General features: G+C 42.5%; 22 protein-coding genes and 1 riboswitch. Of the genes, 19 read left to right on the top strand and 3 right to left on the bottom strand.

All coding sequences use genetic code 11. The features are described from left to right. Window positions 1-144: 144 nt before the first annotated feature. On the top strand, window positions 145-1,884 hold the full coding sequence (locus IFU39_RS04630) for an ABC-F family ATP-binding cassette domain-containing protein (protein ID WP_149846696.1): 1,740 nt from the start codon (window positions 145-147) through the stop codon (window positions 1,882-1,884). A gap of 70 nt (window positions 1,885-1,954) precedes the next feature. Here the strand turns inward: IFU39_RS04630 and IFU39_RS04625 are convergent, their stop codons facing one another. Continuing rightward, window positions 1,955-2,338 (bottom strand): hypothetical protein, encoded by a 384-nt coding sequence (locus IFU39_RS04625; protein ID WP_047843165.1) that lies wholly within the window; start codon window positions 2,336-2,338, stop codon window positions 1,955-1,957. 487 nt (window positions 2,339-2,825) lie between these two features. Here IFU39_RS04625 and IFU39_RS04620 point away from each other — a divergent pair, with 487 nt between their 5' ends. The 6 genes from IFU39_RS04620 (at window position 2,826) to IFU39_RS04595 (ending at window position 10,152) form a co-directional block, all read left to right on the top strand. Next, window positions 2,826-5,498, top strand: a complete 2,673-nt coding sequence (locus IFU39_RS04620) for an endo-1,4-beta-xylanase (RefSeq protein ID WP_149846697.1) — start codon at window positions 2,826-2,828, stop codon at window positions 5,496-5,498. A 207-nt stretch (window positions 5,499-5,705) separates the two neighbouring features. Then, window positions 5,706-5,803: riboswitch (TPP riboswitch) on the top strand. A gap of 112 nt (window positions 5,804-5,915) precedes the next feature. Next, window positions 5,916-6,578: a thiaminase II gene (gene tenA, locus IFU39_RS04615; RefSeq protein ID WP_091020987.1), complete on the top strand. Its 663-nt coding sequence runs from the start codon at window positions 5,916-5,918 to the stop codon at window positions 6,576-6,578. 332 nt (window positions 6,579-6,910) lie between these two features. Next, a complete protein-coding gene (locus IFU39_RS04610) occupies window positions 6,911-7,177 on the top strand; it encodes a CD3324 family protein (RefSeq protein WP_091020988.1) in 267 nt (88 codons plus the stop codon). A gap of 156 nt (window positions 7,178-7,333) precedes the next feature. Beyond that, complete coding sequence (locus tag IFU39_RS04605) at window positions 7,334-8,416, top strand: nucleotidyltransferase domain-containing protein (RefSeq protein WP_149846698.1); 1,083 nt, start codon at window positions 7,334-7,336, stop codon at window positions 8,414-8,416. Between the two features lie 201 nt (window positions 8,417-8,617). After that, window positions 8,618-8,764, top strand: a complete 147-nt coding sequence (locus IFU39_RS04600) for a hypothetical protein (protein ID WP_165789879.1) — start codon at window positions 8,618-8,620, stop codon at window positions 8,762-8,764. A 629-nt stretch (window positions 8,765-9,393) separates the two neighbouring features. Further along, window positions 9,394-10,152 (top strand): CPBP family intramembrane glutamic endopeptidase, encoded by a 759-nt coding sequence (locus IFU39_RS04595; RefSeq protein WP_181155428.1) that lies wholly within the window; start codon window positions 9,394-9,396, stop codon window positions 10,150-10,152. Window positions 10,153-10,390: 238 nt separating this feature from the next. Here IFU39_RS04595 and IFU39_RS33555 read toward each other — a convergent pair whose 3' ends face one another. Next, window positions 10,391-10,555 carry an IS3 family transposase gene (locus tag IFU39_RS33555; RefSeq protein ID WP_223199993.1) on the bottom strand — a complete coding sequence of 55 codons (165 nt, stop codon included), beginning with the start codon at window positions 10,553-10,555 and terminating at the stop codon, window positions 10,391-10,393. Window positions 10,556-10,715: 160 nt separating this feature from the next. Here IFU39_RS33555 and IFU39_RS04585 point away from each other — a divergent pair, with 160 nt between their 5' ends. The 4 genes from IFU39_RS04585 (at window position 10,716) to IFU39_RS04570 (ending at window position 17,076) form a co-directional block, all read left to right on the top strand. Next, entirely contained in the window at window positions 10,716-11,327 is a 612-nt protein-coding gene (locus tag IFU39_RS04585) for a DUF2239 family protein (protein ID WP_091020991.1), read from the top strand. 57 nt (window positions 11,328-11,384) lie between these two features. After that, a complete protein-coding gene (locus tag IFU39_RS04580) occupies window positions 11,385-11,567 on the top strand; it encodes a hypothetical protein (protein WP_223199700.1) in 183 nt (60 codons plus the stop codon). A 39-nt stretch (window positions 11,568-11,606) separates the two neighbouring features. Then, complete coding sequence (locus IFU39_RS04575) at window positions 11,607-12,500, top strand: alpha/beta fold hydrolase (protein WP_105598866.1); 894 nt, start codon at window positions 11,607-11,609, stop codon at window positions 12,498-12,500. A 772-nt stretch (window positions 12,501-13,272) separates the two neighbouring features. After that, entirely contained in the window at window positions 13,273-17,076 is a 3,804-nt protein-coding gene (locus tag IFU39_RS04570) for a GH32 C-terminal domain-containing protein (RefSeq protein ID WP_105598867.1), read from the top strand. Window positions 17,077-17,196: 120 nt separating this feature from the next. On the opposite strand, the gene arr is transcribed toward IFU39_RS04570, so the two are convergent. Further along, window positions 17,197-17,613 carry an NAD(+)--rifampin ADP-ribosyltransferase gene (gene arr, locus IFU39_RS04565; RefSeq protein WP_105598868.1) on the bottom strand — a complete coding sequence of 139 codons (417 nt, stop codon included), beginning with the start codon at window positions 17,611-17,613 and terminating at the stop codon, window positions 17,197-17,199. A gap of 380 nt (window positions 17,614-17,993) precedes the next feature. On the opposite strand from arr, the gene IFU39_RS04560 reads away from it, so the two are divergent. From IFU39_RS04560 to IFU39_RS04525, 8 genes are all read left to right on the top strand, one after another. Next, the gene (locus IFU39_RS04560) at window positions 17,994-18,476 is read left to right on the top strand and encodes a MarR family transcriptional regulator (protein WP_017688279.1); all 483 of its coding nucleotides are present in this window, start codon (window positions 17,994-17,996) and stop codon (window positions 18,474-18,476) included. 20 nt (window positions 18,477-18,496) lie between these two features. Next, entirely contained in the window at window positions 18,497-19,072 is a 576-nt protein-coding gene (locus IFU39_RS04555) for a nitroreductase family protein (RefSeq protein WP_091020995.1), read from the top strand. Window positions 19,073-19,089: 17 nt separating this feature from the next. Beyond that, on the top strand, window positions 19,090-19,575 hold the full coding sequence (locus IFU39_RS04550) for a hypothetical protein (RefSeq protein ID WP_105598869.1): 486 nt from the start codon (window positions 19,090-19,092) through the stop codon (window positions 19,573-19,575). A gap of 88 nt (window positions 19,576-19,663) precedes the next feature. Beyond that, window positions 19,664-19,816, top strand: coding sequence for a hypothetical protein (locus IFU39_RS04545; RefSeq protein ID WP_179198702.1), 153 nt, complete (start codon window positions 19,664-19,666; stop codon window positions 19,814-19,816). Between the two features lie 368 nt (window positions 19,817-20,184). Then, the gene (locus tag IFU39_RS04540; protein WP_105598870.1) at window positions 20,185-21,051 is read left to right on the top strand and encodes a carbohydrate ABC transporter permease; all 867 of its coding nucleotides are present in this window, start codon (window positions 20,185-20,187) and stop codon (window positions 21,049-21,051) included. A gap of 17 nt (window positions 21,052-21,068) precedes the next feature. Further along, window positions 21,069-21,947, top strand: coding sequence for a carbohydrate ABC transporter permease (locus IFU39_RS04535; protein ID WP_091020998.1), 879 nt, complete (start codon window positions 21,069-21,071; stop codon window positions 21,945-21,947). A gap of 36 nt (window positions 21,948-21,983) precedes the next feature. Next, window positions 21,984-23,141 carry an efflux RND transporter periplasmic adaptor subunit gene (locus tag IFU39_RS04530; RefSeq protein ID WP_105598871.1) on the top strand — a complete coding sequence of 386 codons (1,158 nt, stop codon included), beginning with the start codon at window positions 21,984-21,986 and terminating at the stop codon, window positions 23,139-23,141. Between the two features lie 40 nt (window positions 23,142-23,181). After that, a complete protein-coding gene (locus tag IFU39_RS04525; protein ID WP_105598872.1) occupies window positions 23,182-24,513 on the top strand; it encodes an ABC transporter substrate-binding protein in 1,332 nt (443 codons plus the stop codon). Window positions 24,514-24,538: the final 25 nt, after the last annotated feature.

Below are 24,538 nucleotides of genomic sequence, written 5' to 3'. Positions count from 1 at the left end.
CTATAGAAAGTATTAGAGTTTTAAAGTGAGGGTACTTGCTAAAAATCGATTGTACTTGGTGGTAAACAGTGTTACTCTAAAAGTCTGTGTTCGACAATATATTCAACACTAGCCACCAATTTAGTTATAAAGAAAGGTAACACTATGATAAAAGTTGAAAACTTATCCTTCTCATTTCCACAAAAGGAACTATATAAAAACATTTCATTTACGTTTGAAGAGGCACAACATTGTGCTTTTATCGGAACAAGCGGCAGTGGAAAAAGTACATTGATCGATATCCTGATGGATCCGGAACGATATTTGTTCGAGGGCAAGTTAGAGATAGACCCCGATTGCAGAATTGGGTATGTGAGTCAGTTTTTGCAAGTAGACAAAACAAAAGAAATGACCGTTTTTGAATATATCGCAGAAGAATTCATCAAGATACAAGATGAAATTACAGCAATTTATGCGGAGATGGCCACCACATCGGATATGGATTCCCTGATGGAAAAGCTTCAATTGGCTTTGGATGCCTTCGAAGCGATGGATGGGGACAATTTCGAAAAAAACATCAATAAACAGTTAAACCTTGCCAACCTCATGAAGCTCAAAGATCTTAGTATATCCGCCGTAAGCGGCGGGGAATTCAAACTTATTCAAGTGATGAAGGAAATGCTGAATCGTCCAGACTTCATGATTATGGACGAACCCGATGTATTTTTAGACTTTGAAAACTTGAACGCGCTTAAAAAATTGATTAACACCCACAAGGGAATGCTGCTCGTTGTTACGCACAACCGTTATCTGTTGAATCATTGTTTCAACAAAATCATACACCTCGAAAACACAGAGCTCCAGGAGTTTGACGGGCGATATATCGATTATAACTTCTCGCTGCTTCAGACTAAAATTGAGCTGCAAGAAATCGCAGTTGCTGAAGCTGAAGAAATTGAGAGATATGATCATATCATCGACAATCTTAGAGAGATCGCCACGTATAATTCAGAAGCCTCCAGAGGCAGAGCGTTAAAAGCCAGAGTCAAGTTTCAAGAGAGATTGGAAGCACGTCGAATAAAAGAGCCATTTGTCGATATCAAACAGCCAAATATCCGTTTTGGAATTGATAAGGAAATGGAAGACACCGTTGTGGTTAACGTCAATAACTATAGCGTTTCCTTTGACGAGTTGCTTTTGGAAAATGTGAACTTTGAGATCAAATCAACAGATAAAGTAGCCCTGATCGGTCCTAACGGTACCGGGAAAACGACTTTACTCCGAGAAATCTTCAAAAATAATCAGGATTTCATTGAAATCAATACTGATGTTAACGTGGCTTATTTATCTCAGGTTCAAGGCGAAATGCTAAAAGATTCGAATACCATACTAAATGAATTCATAGATGCTGGTTTTCAAACTTATGACGAGATTAGATCGTATCTTCCAAACTATGGCTTTGAAGGAGAAATCCTTGATCAAAAGATTGAATCGTTATCTGGCGGAGAAAAAAACATGCTTCAATTGGCTAAAGTTTCTGCCAGTCAAGCCAACGTATTGCTCCTAGACGAACCGACAAGCCATCTGGACATCTATACACAAATTGCTTTGGAGAAAGCAATTGAAGACTACAAAGGTGCGATTATCATGATTTCTCATGATTTCTATTCTGTTGTAAATGGTATGGATTATGTTTTAATTATCGAGGACAAAACGATTAGTAAAATGAGTATAGAAGAATTCAGACAGATGATTTATGCGAGTCATTTTGATGAAAACTATCTAGAAAATGAACAAAAGAAAAAGTCTGTCGAAATGAAAATTGAATTGGCTTTAAAAGATACTAATTTTGAACTTGCAAAGAGTTTGGTTGATGAACTAGAAGAGCTGATTAAGTTGCTTTAGACAAGGTGAATATTGCATAAATCTAAATCCCCCTGAATGTGGATTACTCCTCATTCAGGGGGATTTACTTCTAGAAACAGCTAAACGAGCTGATTCGCTGCAGATCAATGCCGGTGTATAGCCAGAAGAAGCCATTCCAACGGAAGCCAGCCACCGAATTTCTACCTACAAATACCGGGTACATCCAGAAGCCGGGACCACGATCCGGCCAAATATATGTGTAGCGAAACAGACAGCCGGATATGGCTCTTGGATCTACCGCATATAACGAAGCGGGTTGCTGTGGAATGAATGATGGTGGCGGTCCGGTGGGTGCCTGCACGCCTTGTGGTCCGCCGCCTCCACCCCCGGGGAACGATGGCGGACCAGGAAATCCGCCGGGTCCTCCTGGTCCTCCGGGACCCCCAGGTCCGCCAAAGCCTCCACCAGGTCCAAAAGGAGGTAAAAATGTCATATCACATCACTCCTGTTCATTAGTCTAATGTATTGTATGTAGGCAATTGAGCAGGGGAATGGGTGGAAGCCTATAGAAGGCCGCTAAAAATCAAGTCGAATCAAGTAAATTAAATTGCAGAAAAATGTCGAATAAAGTGATTGCTAACTAATTTATTATAACGAATTGAATATTAGCAGTGTTTGGCTGTTACTAGTAAAGCAGGCATGACCAAAATGATTTTGCATTTACCTTATGTGAGTAGGGGAAGGCATATCGTTTTGGTCTTTTTTATATCCAAATCGGATTCAGGCAAAAATAACGGACCAAAGCAAAAACAGAGTTGGATTTCCAGCTTCCTAAACTCACACGAGATTACCAAATGATAACTTTTTATTATAATTATTGGAAATTTGTTATGTGTAAGCGCTATCCAAAGAACTATAATCTATTTATCTGGATGTTAATCCGTTCAGAATAATTAGATCAAATCTAGAGGAGGAATTGTATGAAACGGTTAGGTCGATGGAATATAACAGCCTTGGTTCTTGTGCTGGTACTCGCCATGCTTCCATTTTCGAATGTCTCACATGCAGCCAAGGCAGTTACGGAAGTGGAGGGAGGTCATTTGAGCACAAACTTTGAAGACGGTACACTTCAGGGATGGACTCCACGTACAGGTAACGAAAGGCTGACAGTGACACAACAGGAAGCACACGAAGGTCAGTCCAGTATGCTGGTCGCCAACCGTGAGCGTTCCTATCATGGACCGATGTTATCGATGAAGGATCTGCTTAAGCGTAACCAAGAGTACGAAATTGCGGCATATGTAAGACTTACCCAGGAGCCCACCACGGATCAAACACTACAGCTCACCACATATAAAAAAACAACTGCCGAAAGCTGGAACCCGATCGGCAGCGTGAAGATTGCCAAAACAGAATGGAATACATGGCACAAGATCACCGGAAAATTTCAGTATAGCGATGATCCCACTGAATTGAATTTGTTCATCGAAACACCCTACATCTCTGAAGATAGCGTAGATACGTTATCGTTCTATGTGGATGATGTATCATTTACTCTGGCCGAGCAACTGGAGATCGAAGAAGGGATTCAGTCTCTGGAGGACCTGTATCAAGATGATTTCCCCATTGGTGCAGCGGTGTATCGCTGGCAGTTGGAAGGCGCATATGGTCAACTGCTCACAAAACACTTTAACAGCTTGACCGCAACCTATGAGATGAAACCGAAGTACATGTCTCCTTCCGAAGGTGTTTATGAGTTCGAGGCAGCCGATCAATATGTTCAGTTCGCCGAGGAACATGGTATGGGCGTACGCGCACATGCGTTGTTGTGGCATATTGATGCTGCAGAGTGGATGTTCAAGGATCCTCAGGGTAACCCTGCGAGTCGAGAATTAATACTTGCCCGGATTCAGGATTACGTTGAAACCGTCATGACCCGATACAAAGGTAAGATCTATGCCTGGGATGTGGTAAACGAGGCGATTGCGGATAGCAATGGTGATGCCAACGGTTTACGTAAAAGTCCCTTTTATGAACTAATCGGTCCGGATTACATTGAGAAAACCTATGAATTCGCCCGTGCAGCCGATCCGGATGCCAAATTATACTACAACGAATACTTCACGGAAATCCCTGAGAAAAGAGAGCATATGTATCGGTTGGTCAAACGACTGAAAGAGAAAGGGCTCATTGATGGTGTGGGTTTGCAATCCCACTATAACCTGGAATCCCCGCCCATAAAGGAAATTGAAAAAACGATCAACATGTTCGCCGAACTTGGATTGGATATTCAGATCACGGAACTGGATGTGGATAGCGGAATTCCATTTGGTGAAGAGATGTCCGATGAAGTTGCGGTAAAGCAGGCGTATCGATATAAGGAACTGTTGGATTTGTACAAAAAACACAAAGATCACATTTCTTCAGTTACCTTATGGGGACTCCAAGATGAGAAGTCTTACAACAACCAGGCTATGCTGTTTGATTCAGCCCTGAAGGCCAAAAAAGCATACTGGGGACTCGTGGATGAATCCAGCTTGCCTGTGTTGACACAGAGAGCCGTCTCACTTTCGGGTAAACCGGATATCAAAAAACAGTCACAAGATCCGCTCTGGAACAAAGCGGTGTCTACTCCACTGAAGGGTGATTCTTCAGGATCAGCTAGTTTCCGCACCTTATGGGATCAAAGTAACCTATATATCCTTGTGGATGTTCAGGATGCGAAGGCAGACGTGAATGACAGAGTAGAACTCTTTGTTGATCTCAATAATGGCAAGACCACCTCATATGAAGCAGATGACCGACACGTAATCATTAAGCGGTCGGGTAAAGCTGAGGGCGCGGAGCAACGTTCATATCGTGTACGTGAGACAAAAGCCGGATATCAGGTTGAATTGTCCATTCCATGGGGTGGTATCCAAGTCGGATCAGAATATGAAGCCGGCTTGGATATCCGTGTGACTGATGGCGGTGCAAGTGGGACACAACCTTATAATCCACTGTACTGGAATGATCGAACACAATCACAGGAGCAAGATACAAGCAAATACGGCGTGATTCAACTTGCTCCTATGCCCAAATCAGCACAAGCTGTGCAAGGGATTGTTCAGATTGATGGGAAGAAAGACGCCCTATGGAATAAGGCTGTACCATTTGAAGTAAAACGGTTGAACCAGAGCGAAGGTGCAGAGGCAGTGGCTCGCGCAATGTGGTCAGGTGAGTATCTATACCTGCTGATCGACGTCACTGATCCAAACATCATTACAGACAGCATTAACCCATGGGATCAGGATTCGGTTGAGATTTTCCTGGACGAGAATCACCAGCGCACACCGTATTTTCAATATGATGATGCCCAGTTCAGAATCAGTGCAGACAATGTGGGAACCTTTGCAGGGGGGGCCTCACCCGGACGCCTTGTAAGTGCTGTGAAGAAAACAAATCAAGGATATCTCGTAGAAGCCAGAATCCAATTACATTCACTGACACCCAAAGCAGGAAATGTTCTCGGTTTCGAGCTTCAAATTAATGACAACCAGGGCGGAGGTAAGCAGAACGTAGCCAAGTGGAATGATATGACCAATGAGAGCTGGAGAAACACTTCCCAGTACGGAATAATCACTTTTGTTGGAAAGAACAAACTCGGGCATTAAACCATCGGCAGTAATTGCAAGAATAGAAACCATCATAACAGTGGCTAAAACTCAACCATTGTTGTGATGGTTTTCATCGTTTACATAAGTCACCGAAGGGTGATAAGGGGCGATACAATCTGCCTTGACTATATTTAACAGCCCTTGATATACTAAATGGATGTTATTTTCTCTTTTATGGGGATAAGAAAGTTATCAACTACATACAACCGTTTGCGAGGGAGCCTTAACCGGCTGAGAGGGTGTTAAACCGACCTTACCTGATTTGGATAATGCCAACGTAGGGATGCAACGATGAAACGCTGACTTGGGTAGCTCATGCGAACCCCCTTGTTTTAGTGTATTTGTCTGCGAAACATCCATAGGATGTTTCGTTTTTTTGTTTTTAAATACGTACATTATGAATTGGAGGAACATATGTTGACTATTTCAGAGAGACTGTATCAGGCAGCACAGCCCGTGTGGAAGGAATGTCTCGAGCATCCCTTTGTTAAAGGAATCGGAGATGGTTCCTTACCGGTCGAACAATTTCGTTATTATTTGCTGCAAGACTACTTGTACCTGTATGATTATGCCCGTGTATTTGCACTAGGTATCGTCAAGTCGCACGATCCCAAATTGATGCAGTTTTTTAGTAAAAACGTAGATAACATCTTGAATGGCGAAATGAAAATTCATCGTTCTTATATGGAGCGATTAGGAATTACAGAGGATCATGTTTTTCAGGTAAAACCTGCACTGAAAAATGCAGCTTACACTAACTATATGCTCTCTGTTTCCCATGCGGGTGGCATAGCAGAAGTACTTGTATCCATTCTGGCCTGCTCATGGAGTTATGCAGAGATTGGTCAAGTCCTTGCTCAAAAACCAGGTGCAGCTGAGCATCCTTTTTACGGAGAGTGGATCACAGGATATGCTTCCTCTGAATACAACAACAGCAATCAATCCCTTGTGACGTTAACGGATAAACTATTAGAAGGCTGTAGCGAGGGAACGTACCAACGGATGGAGGATATTTTCGTGATGTGCAGTCGTTTTGAGCTTGATTTTTGGGAGATGTCATGGGGGCTGGAGCCTTGAGTTCAATGTTAGTTAATTCAATTAGAGAGCAGCTAATCAAGATGAGTACAGCGAATAATCAGAACGTGTCAGCCCAAAAAGAGATGATTAAACATTTCAACAACAAGCCCTGATATAATAAGCAAATAGCAACTATCTATTTTCTATGGAGGTGAGGCTATTGAAAACAATCGGGGTAGGGTTCTTACATGCACGGCTCTATGCAAAGCCAGTGAAGGATATGGCAATGCTTTGCATAGAGCCCGGGAATAATCACATTGCCAACGACGAATCGTAATATTCTACTAACTGGCTTTGCACCTTATTGATCTATTAAATAAGGAGTGAGGCCCATGAAATATTCAAAAGCCGAGTCTATTTTTCCGGAAGAATTGTTACGGATCATTCAAGAATACGTTCAAGGGGAATTGGTTTATATCCCAAAACCCAAAGAGGCGCACCTAAAATGGGGCGAGAAAACAGAGAGCAAGAGTAGGGTCTCTGCTCGAAACGCTGAGATCAAATCCTTATTCTGCAATGGAGTCAGGATAGAGGAGTTGGCGGGTCGGTATTTCTTGTCCTGCGAAAGCATAAAGAAAATAGTCTATACAAAGAACTAATGAAATCCGCTATCTCGTCATTTCGACGGTTTAGCGGATTTTGTGCAAAGATGACTTAAATCAACTTATACATAGTAACCGCACCTCTAAATCGATAGACTCAAGTTAAGGTTGTTGTGATGAAGGACGGCCGGATCATACAAAGAGGTGTAACGAATGAACGAAATCATAAAGAAGAAGCTGCTGGACAAAAATGAACTGCTCATTAACATGGTGATTGAACGCGTAAAAAGAGATTTTCTAGAGGATATCGCCATTATTGGGCTTACTGGTTCATTTAGCACCGGTGACTTTCACGAGAAGAGCGATCTTGATTTAGTTATCATAAATAATACAGAAAAGGGATGGGAAATATCCGATTGCTTCATCTTGGATGACGTTGGATATGATATCTATTGCACGCCATGGGATTCAAGAATACAAGAGCAATCCACCTTGGAGAGTTCCAACGTATCCAGCCTAACCGACCTAAAAATACTCTACTATGCAACGCCTGAGGATTTGGAAAAATTGAACGAGTTCCAGCAAAAAGCTCTTGATGCACTTGCGAATCCGATAGGAGAAGCGTGTCTTAATCGGGCAAATAAATGGATCGATCTGGCTAAGCAAGCATACAGCAATACGATGCTTGGTGAAGATATCGGTTCAGTGCGATATGCATCTGCTGGGGTTCTGTACAATCTAGTCAATGCCTTGGTGAGTATGAATAACACGTGCATTAAACGAGGGATCAAGCGATATTTGGAAGAGATACGTTCGTTTCGTTATGTTCCGGATGATCTCGAATCCTTATGCATGTCAATCATCGAAGCTCATACCATTGAAGATATTCGAAAAACATCTTTTAATATGTTGAATAGCGTTACGAGGTTACATAGCACGATGTGTGATAACTTCATTGTTAAACCGGTTCCGACCTTTGATAATCTTGGAGGAACATACGAAGAACTGTGGTGCAACTACCGCAATAAAATTTTGAACAGTGTTACAACGAACGATGCTTCCTACGTCTTTCTTTCGGCCTTTGGAGCACATGAGTATCTTGATGAAATGGCCACGGAGAAAGGCACCAAGAAATATGAACTTATGCAATACTTTGATGCAAGCAATTTACCAGTTATGAAAGAGAAGCTCCTTGAAGTGATGGATGAATATCTAGAAGAGTATGATAAGGTCGGCAGAGAAGTCGAACGTTATACAACCTTTGAGCAACTATATGCCCATTATATGAATCAATGACCTTACGTTCCAGCTAGTAATAAGTCCGGGAATTGAACACAAGGAAAAAATCCTTTTACAATGATTGTCAGTACGTTTATAATACAATCACCACGTAGATTACCCGACAAAAAAAGTGAAATATTGTAATATCTAGCCACACTCGGCTCGTCATATTCTTGAGCCGCTTATTACAACATAATAGATATCGGAGGTATGGTTATGGTCAAGAAGAAAATTTCGACAGCCATCAGTGCAGCTTTAATCGTTTCTATGCTGGCTACTGGCGTGATCGTCGCTATTGAAGGTAAAACAACGTTAGAGGTAGCGAAGTCAGCAGGGGATAAAAAGGTTGAAGTTATTAAATGAAAGCAAGACATTAATTAACCTGTAGCGGGACAAGAACATATTCCAATTAAAGTCGCTATTTTAGCGACTTTTTTTGTTTTATCGGTACATGTTCGGGTCCTGGGCTAAGGACAAGAACTTGTACCGATTGCGGATAGATGTTGATGTGCAAATTTTCTATTTTGAAAATCCAGTCGTACTTGTACTGAAACAAGCCCCTTAAACAGCGTTTTTTTCGTATTCCAAACGCCTTCCAATGAATCTCATTCAGCCAATTGCGGAATGCCTCACCCAAGCTATTTACTAGCGTTTTTGGCGTGAGAGAAAGAGGGGGCAGCTTAACATACGTTTTCGTCCAATACCATTTGACGCTTAGATATGTATACGTTTAGTTCAGTTCTTACCATCCTTATTATCAGTGACCCTATATCCGTCTCCAGTCTTATTCTAACTAGACTAAAGTCTCGATTGGGTGCTAGGCTCAGGTTTGTTTCGCGAATTCTAACACAGTGTTAAACTCCTAATCGGAATACATATACTTAAAGGAGTGGTATGAATTGAGTACATATATGATAAAAGACAGAAAAAAGAACTCCGAGGACGGAAGCACGATTCAATCATCAAGGAAAGGGTTATTCGTTTTTTTCGCTATGCTGATTCCATTAACGATTATCAGCTATGTTCTGGCCTTAAACGTATCACCCGTGTTTGGTCTGCTGCTCATGTGGGCACCTGGCCTATCCTCCATATTTGCCCGTTTAGTACTGCATGAAGGATTTTCGGATATTTCACTGCGGATCGGAGGAAAACGAACCTTAAAGGCCATCCCATTTGTGTTGCTATTACCGGTTATCATTGGTTTATGTGCTTACGGATTCGCCTGGGTTACGGGGTTAGTGGACTATGTGAAGTCAGGAGATGTCTTTATTGTCAGCCTTGTACTATCTATTATCTACCAAATGTTCGTAGGCACGGCCATCGGTGTGATCAGCAGCGCGGGAGAAGAGTTGGGATGGAGGGGATACATGCTCACCAGACTCATCAAAGCGAGAGTGCCTAAACCCATTTTAACAAGCGGTTTGATCTGGGGAGCGTGGCATATTCCGGCCATTCTGCTAGGGAACTATTATTCGGGACCGTCACTCGCCTTGTCCATTGTACTGTTCCTGATTACCATCAGTTCTTTTAACTTCATAATTAGTCACCTGCGATTGAGCACAGGCAGCATTTGGCCCGCAATTCTGCTTCACGCTTCCTGGAATGCCATCATTCAAGATGCATTTGACGAGTCAACAAAAGGAGAAAATGTCTTCCTATGGACGGGTGAGTCGGGTATATTGGTGGCTTGTGTGATGTTGATTGCCACCTGGATCTTTTCTAAAAAATCTGACTATAAGCAGCGTATATGATACTCTCTGGGTACAGAAAAATCCTTCTACTGGTGATAGAAGAGAAAGGGCGAACCTTAGAAATTGAATTATTTACGTTTCTTTAAAATATCAAAACCGAGCTAACGGGAAACGTTAGTCCAATAAAACCAAGAAAACAGTCGATTATGAACTACTCCCTGTCAAGTTGACAGTTAAAAAAACAAAATAATGGTTTCATTGAGATGCCTTGGCTCGGATGACGTGCTAAGGCATTTTATTATGCTGCTCTTCGGTATTCGTTCGGTGACATACCGCCCAAACGCTCTGTGTAACGGTAGTTGTTATAGTAGCGCACGTACCGCTTAACCGCGCTGTGAAGATCTTCATAGGTGTCATACTTCGTCAGATAATAGCTTTCTGTATGGCTTGATACCGCCTCCAGCAGGCTGCCTTTTGTAATGAGCTGAACGAGACTAGGATTTTACAGCACAGACTATTTGTAATATTAAAACTTAACACAAAATAATTATACCCGGGTAATATTGATTTTATCTTTTTACCCGGGTATAATTATTGGGCAAGGAAGAAAAAGGAGGTATAACATGGAGGCTTCACCTGCTCAAATAAGCTGTACTGCTTTTTTAGAGAAAGATTGTTTTGCCAAAGGCACTTTAGATTACGTTGTCGGAATCGTAAAAGATACCTTGGAGGACAGTAAGTTCGTACAACTGCTTATTTTTGACGATTTGACGGGTAAACCACTAGATATTGATTTTCGTGGAAAAACAGCTGAGGTGCTTGAGCGGTTAAACAGCCAGGCTGGACATATATCGGATACGAAAGAAAATGAACAACCCTCTCGCAGGGTTGGCCGTCCTAAGCTGGGAGTGGTGTCCGGTGAAGTTACTTTGCTTCCTCGACATTGGGACTGGCTTAAAGCTCAACCCGGAGGAGCCTCCGTAACGCTGCGAAAACTGGTTGATGAAGCTCGCCGCTTGGGAGAGAACGAAAGTAAAGTTCGCGCCGCACAAGAAGCAAGTTATCATTTTATGACTGCAATGGCGGGCGATTTCCCTCAATATGAGGAGGCTTTGAGAGCACTGTATGCCGGGAATAAAGATCACTTTTACGGATTAATTGATGATTGGACACCCGATATCAGAGACTATATTAAGACTTTAGCCAAGGGTGCATTCATACAGGAAGAGAGTTAATAACCACTTAAACGACGTTCACAACAGCAGATAAAGAAGGAAAGTGGGGTATGTAACGTGACTGAATCATCTCGTTACATTGAACCGACTAAAACTGGTCCCGAAACTGAACATTGGGATTTTGTCATGTTCGTCAGAGCAACACAGCGTCGTTCCTGGCCTTTTCAAATCATGTATCCTACTTGGAAGGGACTGGACGGCGAACTGCCGCCATTGAAGATTCTCGACCATTGCCCATAACAGAGTTACCATAAAATTAAGTGTAAGGAGAACATAACAATGAATATGTTAAGAGCCAACGGCATAGAACTCGCCTATGACAGTTATGGCAGCGAAACGGATGAAACCATTCTGTTGATTGCGGGGCTCGGTACCCAGATGATCCGTTGGACCGTTCCATTTTGTGAAATGCTGGCGACCCGGGGATATAGAGTAATTCGTTTTGACAATCGGGACACGGGTTTATCCACACACTTTAGCCATCACGACACATTGGATTTTGAAGCACTTGCTAAAACACTCATGTCGGGACAACTCCCGGTTATTCCATACACACTTGATGACATGTCTGATGATACAATTGGATTGTTAGATGCCCTGGGGATAAAAAATGCACATGTCGTTGGACGTTCGATGGGCGGCATAATTGCCCAGCTTGTTGCCAGCCGATATCCGGAGCGGGTTCTCTCGCTTACTTCCATCATGTCAACAACAGGAAATCCCGAACTTCCACCAACATCGCCTGATGTAATGGCGTTAATGACTCGGCCAGCACCAAACCCGATGAAGGATGAAGCTATGTACTTAGCTCATAGTGTAGCTTTTGCCACACGTATTGCGGGTACGGGTTATCCATTTGAAGAGAACGAATATCGTTTAATGATTCGAGAAGAGGTTCGGCGAGCTTATGATCCGGGGAGTATTGGGCGGCAAATTGCAGCTATTGCAGTTTCTGGAGACCGTCGTCCACAACTTGCAAAAGTGAAGGTTCCATCTTTAGTAATCCACGGGGTGGAAGACCCTATGTTTGTGCCAGCATGCGGACAAGATACGGCTCAATCCATCTCTGGTGCAGAATTTATGTTACTTAATGGCATGGGACATGATCTGCCGGCACCATTGTTTGAAACGGTTGTAGATGGAATCGTACGAACAGCCCGGCGAGGGCGCTGATGGTAAGCGCCCTCAATTCTTTTAAAATGGTTCTTCAGCTTTCGAAAAGAAGTTTTCCTACGATGACACAGTGAACTGTACCAAAACTTACCGCTTCAGCTATCGCGATGAACCCTTATCATTATGAATAGTGCCATGGAATATATCGAAACAAATTTTGCAAGCTGTCTAAGAATAGTGCAAATCCAAGTAATGTCGTGGGGCAAGAGCATAGTTCCATTGAAGTCGCTAATATAGCGGCTTTTTTATTTTAGCGGTACAAGTTCTTGTCCCGAGCCAAGGACAAGACCATAATCCAATAATTCATTCGATGAGCATGAAATCGAGAATGTAACGCAGGATTAATACATAAAAAATTGTGCTTTTATTGGGTTTATAATACTAACGATATTTTGTCGAACAAATTAAAGAGAAACCTAGATGTAAACTTTTGATTGTACGTGCCCTACTAATTGCAACATTCGAATTCAAAATCAAGGAGATGCACTGACTGCCGAATAAGCGCTTTTCAACAGCCATCTTTAATTTACATTTGTAATCATTTTGTTTTTAAAAAATAAAGAAATGATTAGATCAACTTAAATAAAAGTTGTTATTTTCAAATAATCAGTCATAAATTGTGCAAATGTAAACTTAAATAGATATTAATATATGACTAAATGTTCATTTATCCAAAAAAACTTTGACAAATGAAAACGAGTGGATTATTTTGTTAAGAAGGAATGTATTTTTTAGACACCTTTTACGATTCTATTAGAAAAGAGGGTATGGAATGAACGATAAATCTAAATTCGCAATATGTCTTCTGATGGCAACGGGATTAACTCTGACTTCAAACGGTATTTTTACATCTAAATCAATTGCGTCTAGTGCTGTACTCGCTGATCAGGAAACAAATAAACAGACAAAGGAGGAGCTTGATATTTTTGAAAGCGCATCCAAATCAAATACCAATCTGATAGGCTGGCATTTGAAAGGAAAAGGAGGATTAGAGAATACTTCAGAAGGAATCTTGCTAACTTCACAGCCTAAAGAAAATGTAATGGCCATCTCAGAGACAGTGTCCGATGATTTTATCTATGAAGCTGATGTCATGATCAGGGATACGAAGGCAGATGCAACATTGTTGTTTCGATCTAATGAGGATGGCTTTAGCTCGTACATGCTGCAAATCGTTCCGGACGCAGGTCTGATTCGGTTAAGAGATTCAAGAAATGGAGATGGGAGATTAAAGGAGGAGCGTAAAGTTTCTGTTGAAATGGGGCAAATCTATCATCTCAAAGTGAAGGCAGTGGGTTCCTCGCTAAAAGTATATTGGGGCAATCAATATAAACCATTAATTGATGTTCAAGACATTTCGTATCAAAGCGGTAAGCTTGGACTCCATGTATGGGATGGATCCGCCTTGTTTTCGAACATCGTGGTGAGCGATCTGAAAGGTAATTTGGGTACGGTGCTTTCTAACAAGGGAAAATGGCAGCCTGATATCAACGGAAAAAGAGGGACGGTAGAACAGGAGAGCAAAGCACAGCAAATCTATAATAAAGAGGCAACTGATATGGTCTATGAAGGGAATATTACCCTTCGTCCTGATTCTATTGCAGCTCTCGCATTTCGATCTTCAAGCGATGGAGCTGAAGGATATGAAGCTACTCTTACGAAGGAAGGAGATCAGGTCCGTGTAAGTTTGACGAATACAAAAGGAACAGTGATTGCAAGTTCGCAACGTACTTATCCGAGTCAGATGGGAGCCAAACATCATGTGGAAATCAAGGCAAAGGGAGATCGAATTCAGGTCTTCCTGGACGGGTACACTACGGCCGCGATTGACGTGAAAGATTCAACCTACAGAAGTGGAAGTACTGGAATCGTCGTAAAAAAGGGAACGGCTTACTTTCAGGATACTTATGTGACAGAACAGAGCCAATATTACAATGAGATATATCGTCCACAATATCACTACACACCAATACGTGGTTCAGCGAGTGATCCGAATGGACTTGTCTACTTCGAAGGAGAATATCATCTCTTCCATCAGGATGGGGGAACATGGGCGCATGCGGTAAGTAAAGATATGCTGAACTGGAAACGGCTTCCGATTGCACTTCCCTGGAATGATCACGGACATGTCTGGTCTGGGTCGGCTGTTGCGGATATGACAAATGCATCTGGTTTATTCGGAGATTCAGGAGGCAAGGGCCTTATTGCATACTACACTTCCTTTAATCCGGATAGCCCAAATGGGAACCAGCGTATAGGTTTGGCCTACAGTAAAGACCTAGGCCGTACTTGGGAGTATTCGAAGGAGCGCCCGATTGTGATCGAGAACCCAGGTAAGAGCGGAAATGAAGTTGGGAATTGGGATTTTCGCGATCCGAAAGTGATCCGTGATGACGAGAATAACCGCTGGGTTATGGTTGTGTCCGGAGGAGATCATATTCGTTTCTACACCTCAACGAATTTACTTGACTGGACATTGACAGATAATTGGGGATATGGGGATTACGTCCGCGGAGGCGTATGGGAATGCCCTGATTTGTTCCAGCTTCCGGTAGACGGAACGTCACAGAAGAAGTGGGTTCTGATGATCAGTACAGGAGCGAATCCCAAAACAGGCGGATCAGATGCCGAGTATTTTATCGGTCATTTAACAGCTGATGGTAAATTCGTGAACGATAATCCGGCGGGTAAGGTGCTAAGAACAGATTTTGGTAAAGAATTTTACGCTTCGATGTCTTTCGCTAACATGCCTGATCATCGCACAGTGATGATGGCGTGGATGACGAATTGGGACTATCCGTTCGCTTTCCCAACGTCCAATTGGAAAGGTGAACTAACCATCCCGAGAGAAGTATCATTGGTAACGACCGAAGATGGAATTCGTATGGTGCAAAGTCCAATCAAAGAATTGGAATCACTGCGTAAACCTTTGTATTCTGCTTCTAACAAGTCGGTGAGCCCTTCTTCCGGGAATCTGCTAAAAGGTATTATTTCAGGTGCTTACGAAATTGAAGCTGAAATTGAAATCCCTGAAACCAGCACAGTGACCGAGTTTGGCTTTAACATTCGTGAGGGTGCAGATCAGAAGACGGTCGTGGGTTATAAGGCAAGCGATAGTCGTATGTTTGTGGACCGAACTGCATCGGGCGAAACGGATTTTTCTAACCTTTTCAGTAAGAAACATGAAGCACCTATGCAAATGGAGAATAATCGGATCAAGATGCGTATTCTTGTGGATGAGTCTTCCCTTGAAGCCTTTGGTAACGACGGCAAAGTCGTCTTTTCAGATGTTATATTTCCGGATCCTGCTAGTAGAGCAATGAGTTTTTACGTAAAAGGTGGGAATGTGAACGTTGTTTCCTTGAAAGTGCATCAACTTGAATCTGTCTGGAATGAGGACATTCCTTCAAAAGCTCAAATAAAGATGGATACGAGTGTTCGGGAACTGGGGGTAGGCGAGTCGGATACACTGCAGGCGATGGTTGAGTACGGACCAGGTTTAGGCGTTCAACCGCTTAAGTGGAATTCCAGTAATAACGAAGTAATAACCATAGACTTGGCAGACAACTCACACGCAGTTATTAAGGCAAAAAAAGAAGGGGAGTCCACAGTCACTGTATCTACTCCGAATGGTAAAACTTCCACTAGTGTGCTCGTTAAAGTCATAGGTGGCGAGTTCCGGACAAACCTCAGTGGATGGACTAAAGATCTGTCTGCTGCTTCATGGTTAGTTAGTGAACATGGGATTCGTGGTAAATATTTTAGCGATGCGAATTATATTGCCAAAGAGAAGGCTGGGAATTTTACGTATGAAGCAGACATGATGCTCAGTGAAACAGGAGGGGCAGGTTCTATTTTGTTCAGGGCTAGCGAAGATGGTCGCAGTGGTTATTATCTGAATCTAGACCCTAACATGAAGGCAATCCGTCTGTTCTATAAAATCAATGGAGGATTTGAAGAACGGCAGGTTCTTGCAAAAGTACCATCTTTCATTCAGCCAGGTCAAACGTATAAGGTGAAAATAGAAGCGAATGGTCCGCATATTGTTGTTCACGTGGACAGTCAAAAAGTCATAGATATCATGGATGGTACTTTTGCAGAAGGCCACTTTGGACTCCATGTATTTGGCGGCTCCGCATCTTATCAGAACGTCAATGTCAGCAACGATGAACCTGCAAACATCACCAAGTCCAGCCTTGTAAATACCGTAACACAGAAATCCATTTATACAGTGAACCTTGTCAACGGGGAGCCCGTTACCTTGCAGGATGCAAGTGCGGCTTCCGTCCAGAAGTGGGTATTTGTTCCGACAGGCGACGAAGCAGATTCGTATTCGATTCGTACTACGGGCGGTCAGACGCTTGATCTGGATATAGGGCAAAACAAACTTCAGCTGTATCATTACTTAGGGTACAATAACCAGCGTTGGGTCCTTCACGAGAACAAAGACGGATCAGTTCATATTACTTCAGCTCATCATCAAAAAGCATTAGAAGTATCGGAAGATGGGACCGAACTCTTCCTAAATGAACTGAATCCATCACTTGATCGACAAAAATGGATATTAACGAAGTAATTAAAATTTATTGCATGATGGCATATCTCATAGATATTCCAATAAAGAAGTGCCGCGGGACAGGAACATTGTTCTATTCAAGTCGCTATTATAGCGGCTTTTTTCTTTTAACGAGAGGAATCAATCATATATTATATTTTTTCCTTCTTCACTTAGTTTTCTCAAAGATGTAATCATGTGATTAATCTCTTCTTCAGTGTGTCTTTCCCATGAAGCTAATTCAGCTACTATTTTAAGTGGCGATTTAGATCGATATGAACGTGTTGGGTTTCCAGGAAACCTTTTATCAGTTACGTTTGGATCACTTTCAAAATCTCCTAATGGTTCTACAATGTAGATTCTTTCTTTTGCATTAGATCTTGCCAATTCAGCACCCCATTTGGCAGCATTTAATGTTGCAGTAAAGTATATATGGTTAGAATTTTTCTCTTGGTAATTTGATAAGAACTGTGGTTCTAATAAATCACCAATTTGCAGTTCTGCTTTTGTACCATGAAAAAAAGGACCTTGATCTATGATCACTTTTTTGTCATCCATACTGATCCACCTCTTTTTTAGTATTGTATTTAGCAGTATAGTGTAGGAATTTCAAAAAAAACAGTCTATAAAAAAATAAAAAATAACGGTATAATTTAAGTAGAGAGAATGATACTGAGTCCAATAACCCAAGTTTAAGAAGACAGCCGATCAGCGTGATCGGCTGTTTTTTATTAACTAACGAGCAGCTTAAAAGATAATCCGTTCAAGGCAGGTCTCTGATTATCGAGTAGTGTTGTAATGCCAGAATATATAGTTGATAAGAATTATCATCCATGATATATTGTTAACCAGTAAACTAAATATAAGAATTTATTCAGAAACACCCCATTTTTAAAATTGATATTTTTGTTTACAAGTAAATAAGGAGCGATCAAAGAATGATCTCAAAAGATCGAACAAAACAGTTGCTTTATGACCAATTTATCCGTTTTTTACATGTGTATGAGAACCACAAGGATACAGAAATCGAGCATTTCCTAAGTATCGCCCAGCGAGAAAGCATCGAGAAAATCCCTCAGCATTTGACCGCGGTTCATATGATAGATTGCATTGGCAAGCATGAGCCCATTAACAACACGGGTATTGCCGAGGCGATGAATTTGTCCAAAGCAAGTATCACCAAAATTGGCAACAAACTGCTGGAAGAAGGATTCGTCAAACGTACGAAAATGAATGACAACAAAAAGGAGAGCTATTTCCGGTTGTCACCGCAAGGCAAAAAAATCTTTGAACTGCATGAACGTCTGCATATACATGAAGCAGAGCGCTTCTATCGTACTCTCGACAAATATTCGGAAACGGAGCTAAAAGTAATCCATCAATTTCTTCAAGACAGCAGTATAAATATTGAATCCAGATAGAACAAAGGAGAGTGAAACATTTGAGTCTGGCGGAATTGATCAGGGAGCGCAGGAGTATTCGTAAATGTAACTCTACGCCGGTGGACCAGGAGTTAATTGTAGAATTACTGCGTAAGGCTATACGGCTTCAACCATTTGTTGAGTCTGGCTCGTGGCGTGTAGTATATGCCGGAACGCCGGAAGCGCGCAAACGGTTGGTGGACTGCATGCTGGAACAGATGTCACAGAGCAAGCTCGGCAAGCTGATTCCCGGGAAACTTCTGGATGTTTTTAAAAAGAGATTTACCGATATTCCTGCCCACGTCATTGTTATGTCCACTGTAGGACCGAATCGTCTGACCAATGACCGTAATTATGCGGCTGCCTGCGGGGTGATGCAGAGCTTCCAACTGCTGGGCTGGGAACGAGGGTTAGGCATGTTGTGGGATACAGAGTCCATGATTCAGCATGAAGGGTTCTTCAATGGTATTGGCTTACGTGAGGATGAAAGATTTGTTGGGATTCTTCATATAGGATATTACGACAAAGCGCCAAGAAGTCGGAAAAGGACACCAGCCGAGCAAAAGTGGACCGTATTGCGAGGACAGTCTACATAGAAGAGGAGGATATGAAAATGAAATTGTCAGATCTGGAAGGAGACATGGACGGTCCGAGTGAGTTTTTGGAACAACCGGTATCGCAGGATCTAATCCTTGAAATGCTCAATCATGCCGTATGGGCGCCAAATGATGGCCTCCGAGAGCCGTGGCGATTCATCTTTGCCGATAACCGGTATGGGGACATCATGCAGGGATTACAGGGGCCTGCCCCTGCATATCTTCTGGTCTTGGTGAAGGAAGAGGCGGATCAACATAAGCGAGAAGAAGACTTTGCGGCTGTCTGCTGCCTAATTCAGAATTTCCGCTTGCTGGCTCATGAGCAAAGTCTGGGCGTGCGTTGTTCCTTGCATGACTGGATGTACGACCCGAGCCGTACTGAAATGTTTGGTGTACTGAGTAACGAGCGCATTGCTGCGGTTCTGGAATTGGGATACGGTGAGAATCAGTGGAAAGGAAATACGGAGTTACCTGAGACTCAACTTCATTTTGAACTGCTGTAGGGGTGGAGATGATGGGATGAGACTCCAAATGGAAAACCTCGGCTCGTCATCGTCTTGAGCCGCTTATTACATAATAAATATAGGAGGTATGATTAGGGTCAAGAAGAAAATGTCCACAGCACTCAGTGCAGCTTTAATCGTTTCTATGCTGGCTACTGGCGTAATAGTCGCTATTCAAGGTACAACAACGTTAGAAGTAGCGAAGTCAGCAGGGGATAAAAAGGTTGAAGTTATTAAATAAAGCATACGCGAGACCTGCTAGAAAGTTAAAAAAACCTCAGCTCGGTTAACCCGGCTGAGGTTTTTTTCTGTATCATTATGCATTGAAAAAATGCATGCCTAGATGAAATAAGAATAGAAAAAAAGTAAAGTGATGCTGCGGTGCAAGAACTTCTACCAAATGCCTATTAGGCGTATCTAATCGTTATTTTCCCTTTAATTCGTTAAGCTGTTCACGAAACCGCAAAATCAGTAATAAACTTTAGAATTTTTTAATATCTTACCACTATTTTCTTAAACACTCTTTTCTAAAATGAGTGGAAAGGGAGGCAAAACAGGAAACAGAATGAAAGACTAAAGTTAACAGTGAAAGGAGGAATTTAGAAAACCATGAATAAATGGCTCCGTAAGGATGCTTCGGCGGCCATGTTCTTCCTTGTGCCAAGCGGCATCGGATTTGCACTCTTTTACCTTATCCCGTTTGCCATGGGCGTGTATTATTCGTTTATGAGCCATTCGGTAGACGGTCATTTTGTGGGACTCGATAATTATCGTGAGCTGCTCGGAAGTGCTTCTTTCCTCAAAGCAGCTTCCAACACGTTATACTTCAGTACGATCAGTGTTCCACTTATGATCCTGCTGTCATTGGGGCTCGCGATGCTTCTGCATAAAAATGTCTATATTCAAAAATGGCTTCGAACAGCTTATGTGATGCCGCTTGTTGTGCCCGCCGCCTCGATCATCATGATTTGGCAGATCCTTTTTGATTGGAATGGGTCCCTTAACGCCTGGCTGGATAGTTTCGGATACGGACGGGTGGATTGGATGAAATCCGAATCGGCACGTATAGTCGTGATTATGGTCTATATATGGAAGAACATAGGTTACAACGTTATCTTATTCCTTGCCGGGCTTCAGCAAATACCGAAGGATTACTATGAAACGGCTCGTATTGAAGGTGCAGGTCGTTTACGGCAATTTGGGAGTGTTACACTGGTTTATCTGACTTCAACGATGTTTTTTGTAGTGATTATGTCCATTATTAACTCATTTAAAGTGTTTCGGGAAACGTATCTGATTGCAGGCGACTATCCCCATGACAGTATTTACATGATGCAGCACTATATGAACAATATGTTCATATCACTCGACATTCAGAAACTAACCGCAGCGGCATCCTTGATGTTTGTCAGTATACTGCTGGTTGTTCTAGCTCTGTTTGCGATGGAGCGTCGGCATCGGCAGTACATGGAATAGGAGGTGAAGCAAAGTCTGTGCGAATAGTCTACATATTGAAAAATGGTGTGTTAACATTCATCCTGAGTGTTATTGCCTTGATCTTAATATCACCTATTGTGATTATATTCACAAATTCTATGATGACAGAACTGGAAATTGGGATCAATTATGGTCTCATCGGGCAAATGAATGAATCAGCCGTCGGTAGAGATGGTGTATTTGCAAACTTGAAACTGATACCGGATAAGGTGTCCTTTGCACAGTACGGCAAGGTATTTCTCGACAACCCGAAATATCTGATGATGTTCTGGAATTCGGTGTTCATGGTCGTACCGATTATTGTAGGTCAGACTCTTGTTGCGGCTCTGGCTGCCTATGCATTCTCCAAGCTAAAATTTCGCGGCCGGGACTCTATGTTTTTGGTATATGTCATGACGATGCTCATGCCATTCCAAGTCACGCTGGTACCCAATTACATTATGGTCGATATGCTTGGGATGCTGAATACTACAAGTGCTATCATTCTTCCTGGCATCTTCGCAGCTTTTGGCGTGTTTATGCTCAGACAATTCATGCTGGACATTCCCTACGCCTATATTGAAGCTGCCAAAATGGACGGAGCAGGACATTTAAGGATATTTGTTACGATGATTGTTCCGATGATCAAGCCAGGATTAGCGGCACTTGTGATTTTGCTCTTCGTTGATTATTGGAACATGGTGGAACAGCCTCTTATTTTTTTAGACGACCCGTTCAAGCAGCCGCTGTCCGTCTTTTTATCTACGATTAATCAAAGTGACAAGGGTATCGCTTTTGCTGCATCCATGCTCTATATGGCCCCGATGGTGATGGTATTTCTGTATGCGGAGTCGTATTTCATTGAGGGTATTCAATTATCCGGAGTTAAAGGTTAACTTTTCAGTGCTGGTTTTGGGAGGAGAAGAAAGGATATGGAGTTAAATACAGGGGCTGCTGAGCAAAGACGAAAGCGAATTATTGTAGTCGTGTTCATAAGCTTTATGGGATTGCTGCTGCTCTTCACATTGTTTAGCAATACGCTGCAATCGCTGACCTTACCGAAAGTGACTACGGAGCAGCCCAAAATGGGAGACATTCAGTTAGTTATTGAAGGTAGCGGAATCCTTCAGCCGATTGCTGAAGCCAAGTTATCCGGTTCAACAGAACGGAAGACTCAGCAGATTCTTGTGAAAGAAGGCGAACGTGTAAAGAAAGGACAGAAGCTTATCACCTATGATAGTCAATCGACAAAACAAGAAATTGAACTTGAAGTAACAAATCTGGATAAGCAGAAGATCGAGCAGCAGAATTTTCAGGACCAATTCATCCAATCGTCCCTCGAAGAAGATGAACTTAAGCTGCGCAGCGCACAACGTGAAATTGAAAAAGGCAAACTTGATATTGCTGCGCAGGAGCGCAAGATCAACGAAATGAGAGAAAAACTGTCCAAAGATCAGGTACTGACCGCTCCGTTCGACGGTATTATAACGAAGTTGAACGCGGTAGAAGGACTGGCTTCCGCAGGCGAACCAGATATCATTGTCTCGAACAGCGGGGAAGGTTACAAGTTCGAGGTTAATGCGGATGCAAAGCGTTTATCCAGGTTAGGGGTATCCATCGGAGAACAGGTCAAGGTAGAGGTAGATACAGATCAAGAGCAGCAAGCCAACAGCATGGATGGCATCATTGAAGAAATCATTAATGCGGAGCCACTTATAGAGGGAGCCTCTGATAAAGGAGCGGGGATGGTAACCATCCCGCAAAAGATCCTTCGTATTAAGCTCCTCAATGCCGAACTGAAGGGAGGTGAGCAGGCTCGGATTAAAATCGAGAAAAGTTCTCTCGATCAAGGGCTGCTTGTTTCCAATGAAGCTATTCATCAGGACCGGGAAGGCACTTATGTTTTTGTAGTCGAGGAGAAGCCGGGGGCACTCGGTAATGTATTTGTTGTTCGCAAAGTCAAGATTGAGTCCAGCGAGAAGAATGACAAAGAAACGATGATCCAAACCGACATCATCTACGCAGAGGATAAGATCATTCTGAACAGTAGCGAGCCTCTGCAAGATGGTGACCGTATCCGCTTGGAATAGTGAGACGTAACAATAAGAAGAGTTCAGGAGGAATTTTACAATGAAAAAATGGCTTTTGCTCCTTTCTATGGGGGCTATTATCACGAGTTTAACCGCATGCAGTTCAGGGGGAAGTAGTACAGCAGATAAAGTGACATCGAAAGATGGAAAAACAGTGCTTACCCTGTCTGTGACAGAGTCGACCCCATTCTATCAAACAGTGGAGAAAAAATTCGAAGAGAAATACCCGGACATCGATCTTCAGATCAATGCATATAAGACGGGAGAACAATGGGGATCAGGGGAATACGAGAAGTATCGGAATTCTATGAATACAGCCATGTTATCGGGAAAAAGCATGGATATCATTGAAGTTGATGACCTACCGTTGAAAGAATATGTAAGCAAAGGTTTTCTTCTCGACATGAACGACTTGCTCAATAAAGATCAGACATTGGATAAAGACGATTTGCAAATGAATATTTTGGACGGTTTGAAGGTGAATGATGGAATGTATACCGTACCTTTGGGGTACAGGTTACGAGCATTTGTAGGAGATGGGGAAATGCTGAGCAACGCTAATGTTAAGTTTGATGATAAGACCTGGAACTGGAAGGAGTTTGAGAAGGTTTCAAAGGAAGTAATCCAAAAGAAAAGTGGTACCGATAAGCTTTATGCCTTAGCGTCCTACCCGCCGGAACTCCTCTTTCAGGAGATGCTTGTTGAGAACTACGCTGCATTTGTCGATCCTTCGGCCAAAAAGGCAACATTCGATTCTCCCGAATTTGTGAATCTGTTCGAGCAGGTTAAACAAATGTACGAGGAAGAGATTGTGACATCGGAAGAAGCAAAGCCGGGCAATCAAATGTTCAATTCCACATCAATTACGTCGCCAATTGATTTTATCGAAGGTCCCTACATGCTTTTTGATCAACCCAAGCTGCTGCAATCACCGCAGGCGGGAGAAACCGGAGATCGAAAAGGCTCGCGAGTATCTACTATAAAACAGTTCGCAATCCATGCCAAATCGCCCGTAAAGGATGAGGCCTGGAATTTCATCAGCTTCTTATTGTCGGAAGAAGTGCAAATGTTACAAGATCGAGAAGGATTCTCGATGCTTAAATCCGTGAATGAAAATAAGATTGATAATCTTCGAGAAAAAGTTAAAAATGGCGAATACAAGCTTCCAAATGGGGAGATGGCAAAAGTATCGGATGAACAGTTCGCCGTGTTTAAACAAGTTGTTCAATCCGCCGATCAATATGTAGATCTGGATGTTAAAGTGTTAAGTATTGCCGGAGAAGAGTCCGTTGCATTCTTCAGCGGACAGAAAACTGCCGAGGAAGTAGCCAAACTGATCCAAAACCGGGTCACAACTTATCTAAACGAATAGGTAAATGGCGGGAAGCAGCCTGCAT

Source organism: Paenibacillus sp. CFBP 13594 (assembly GCF_014842675.1).
Classification (GTDB): domain Bacteria; phylum Bacillota; class Bacilli; order Paenibacillales; family Paenibacillaceae; genus Paenibacillus; species Paenibacillus amylolyticus_B.
This window is presented reverse-complemented; position numbering and strand designations above follow the sequence as displayed.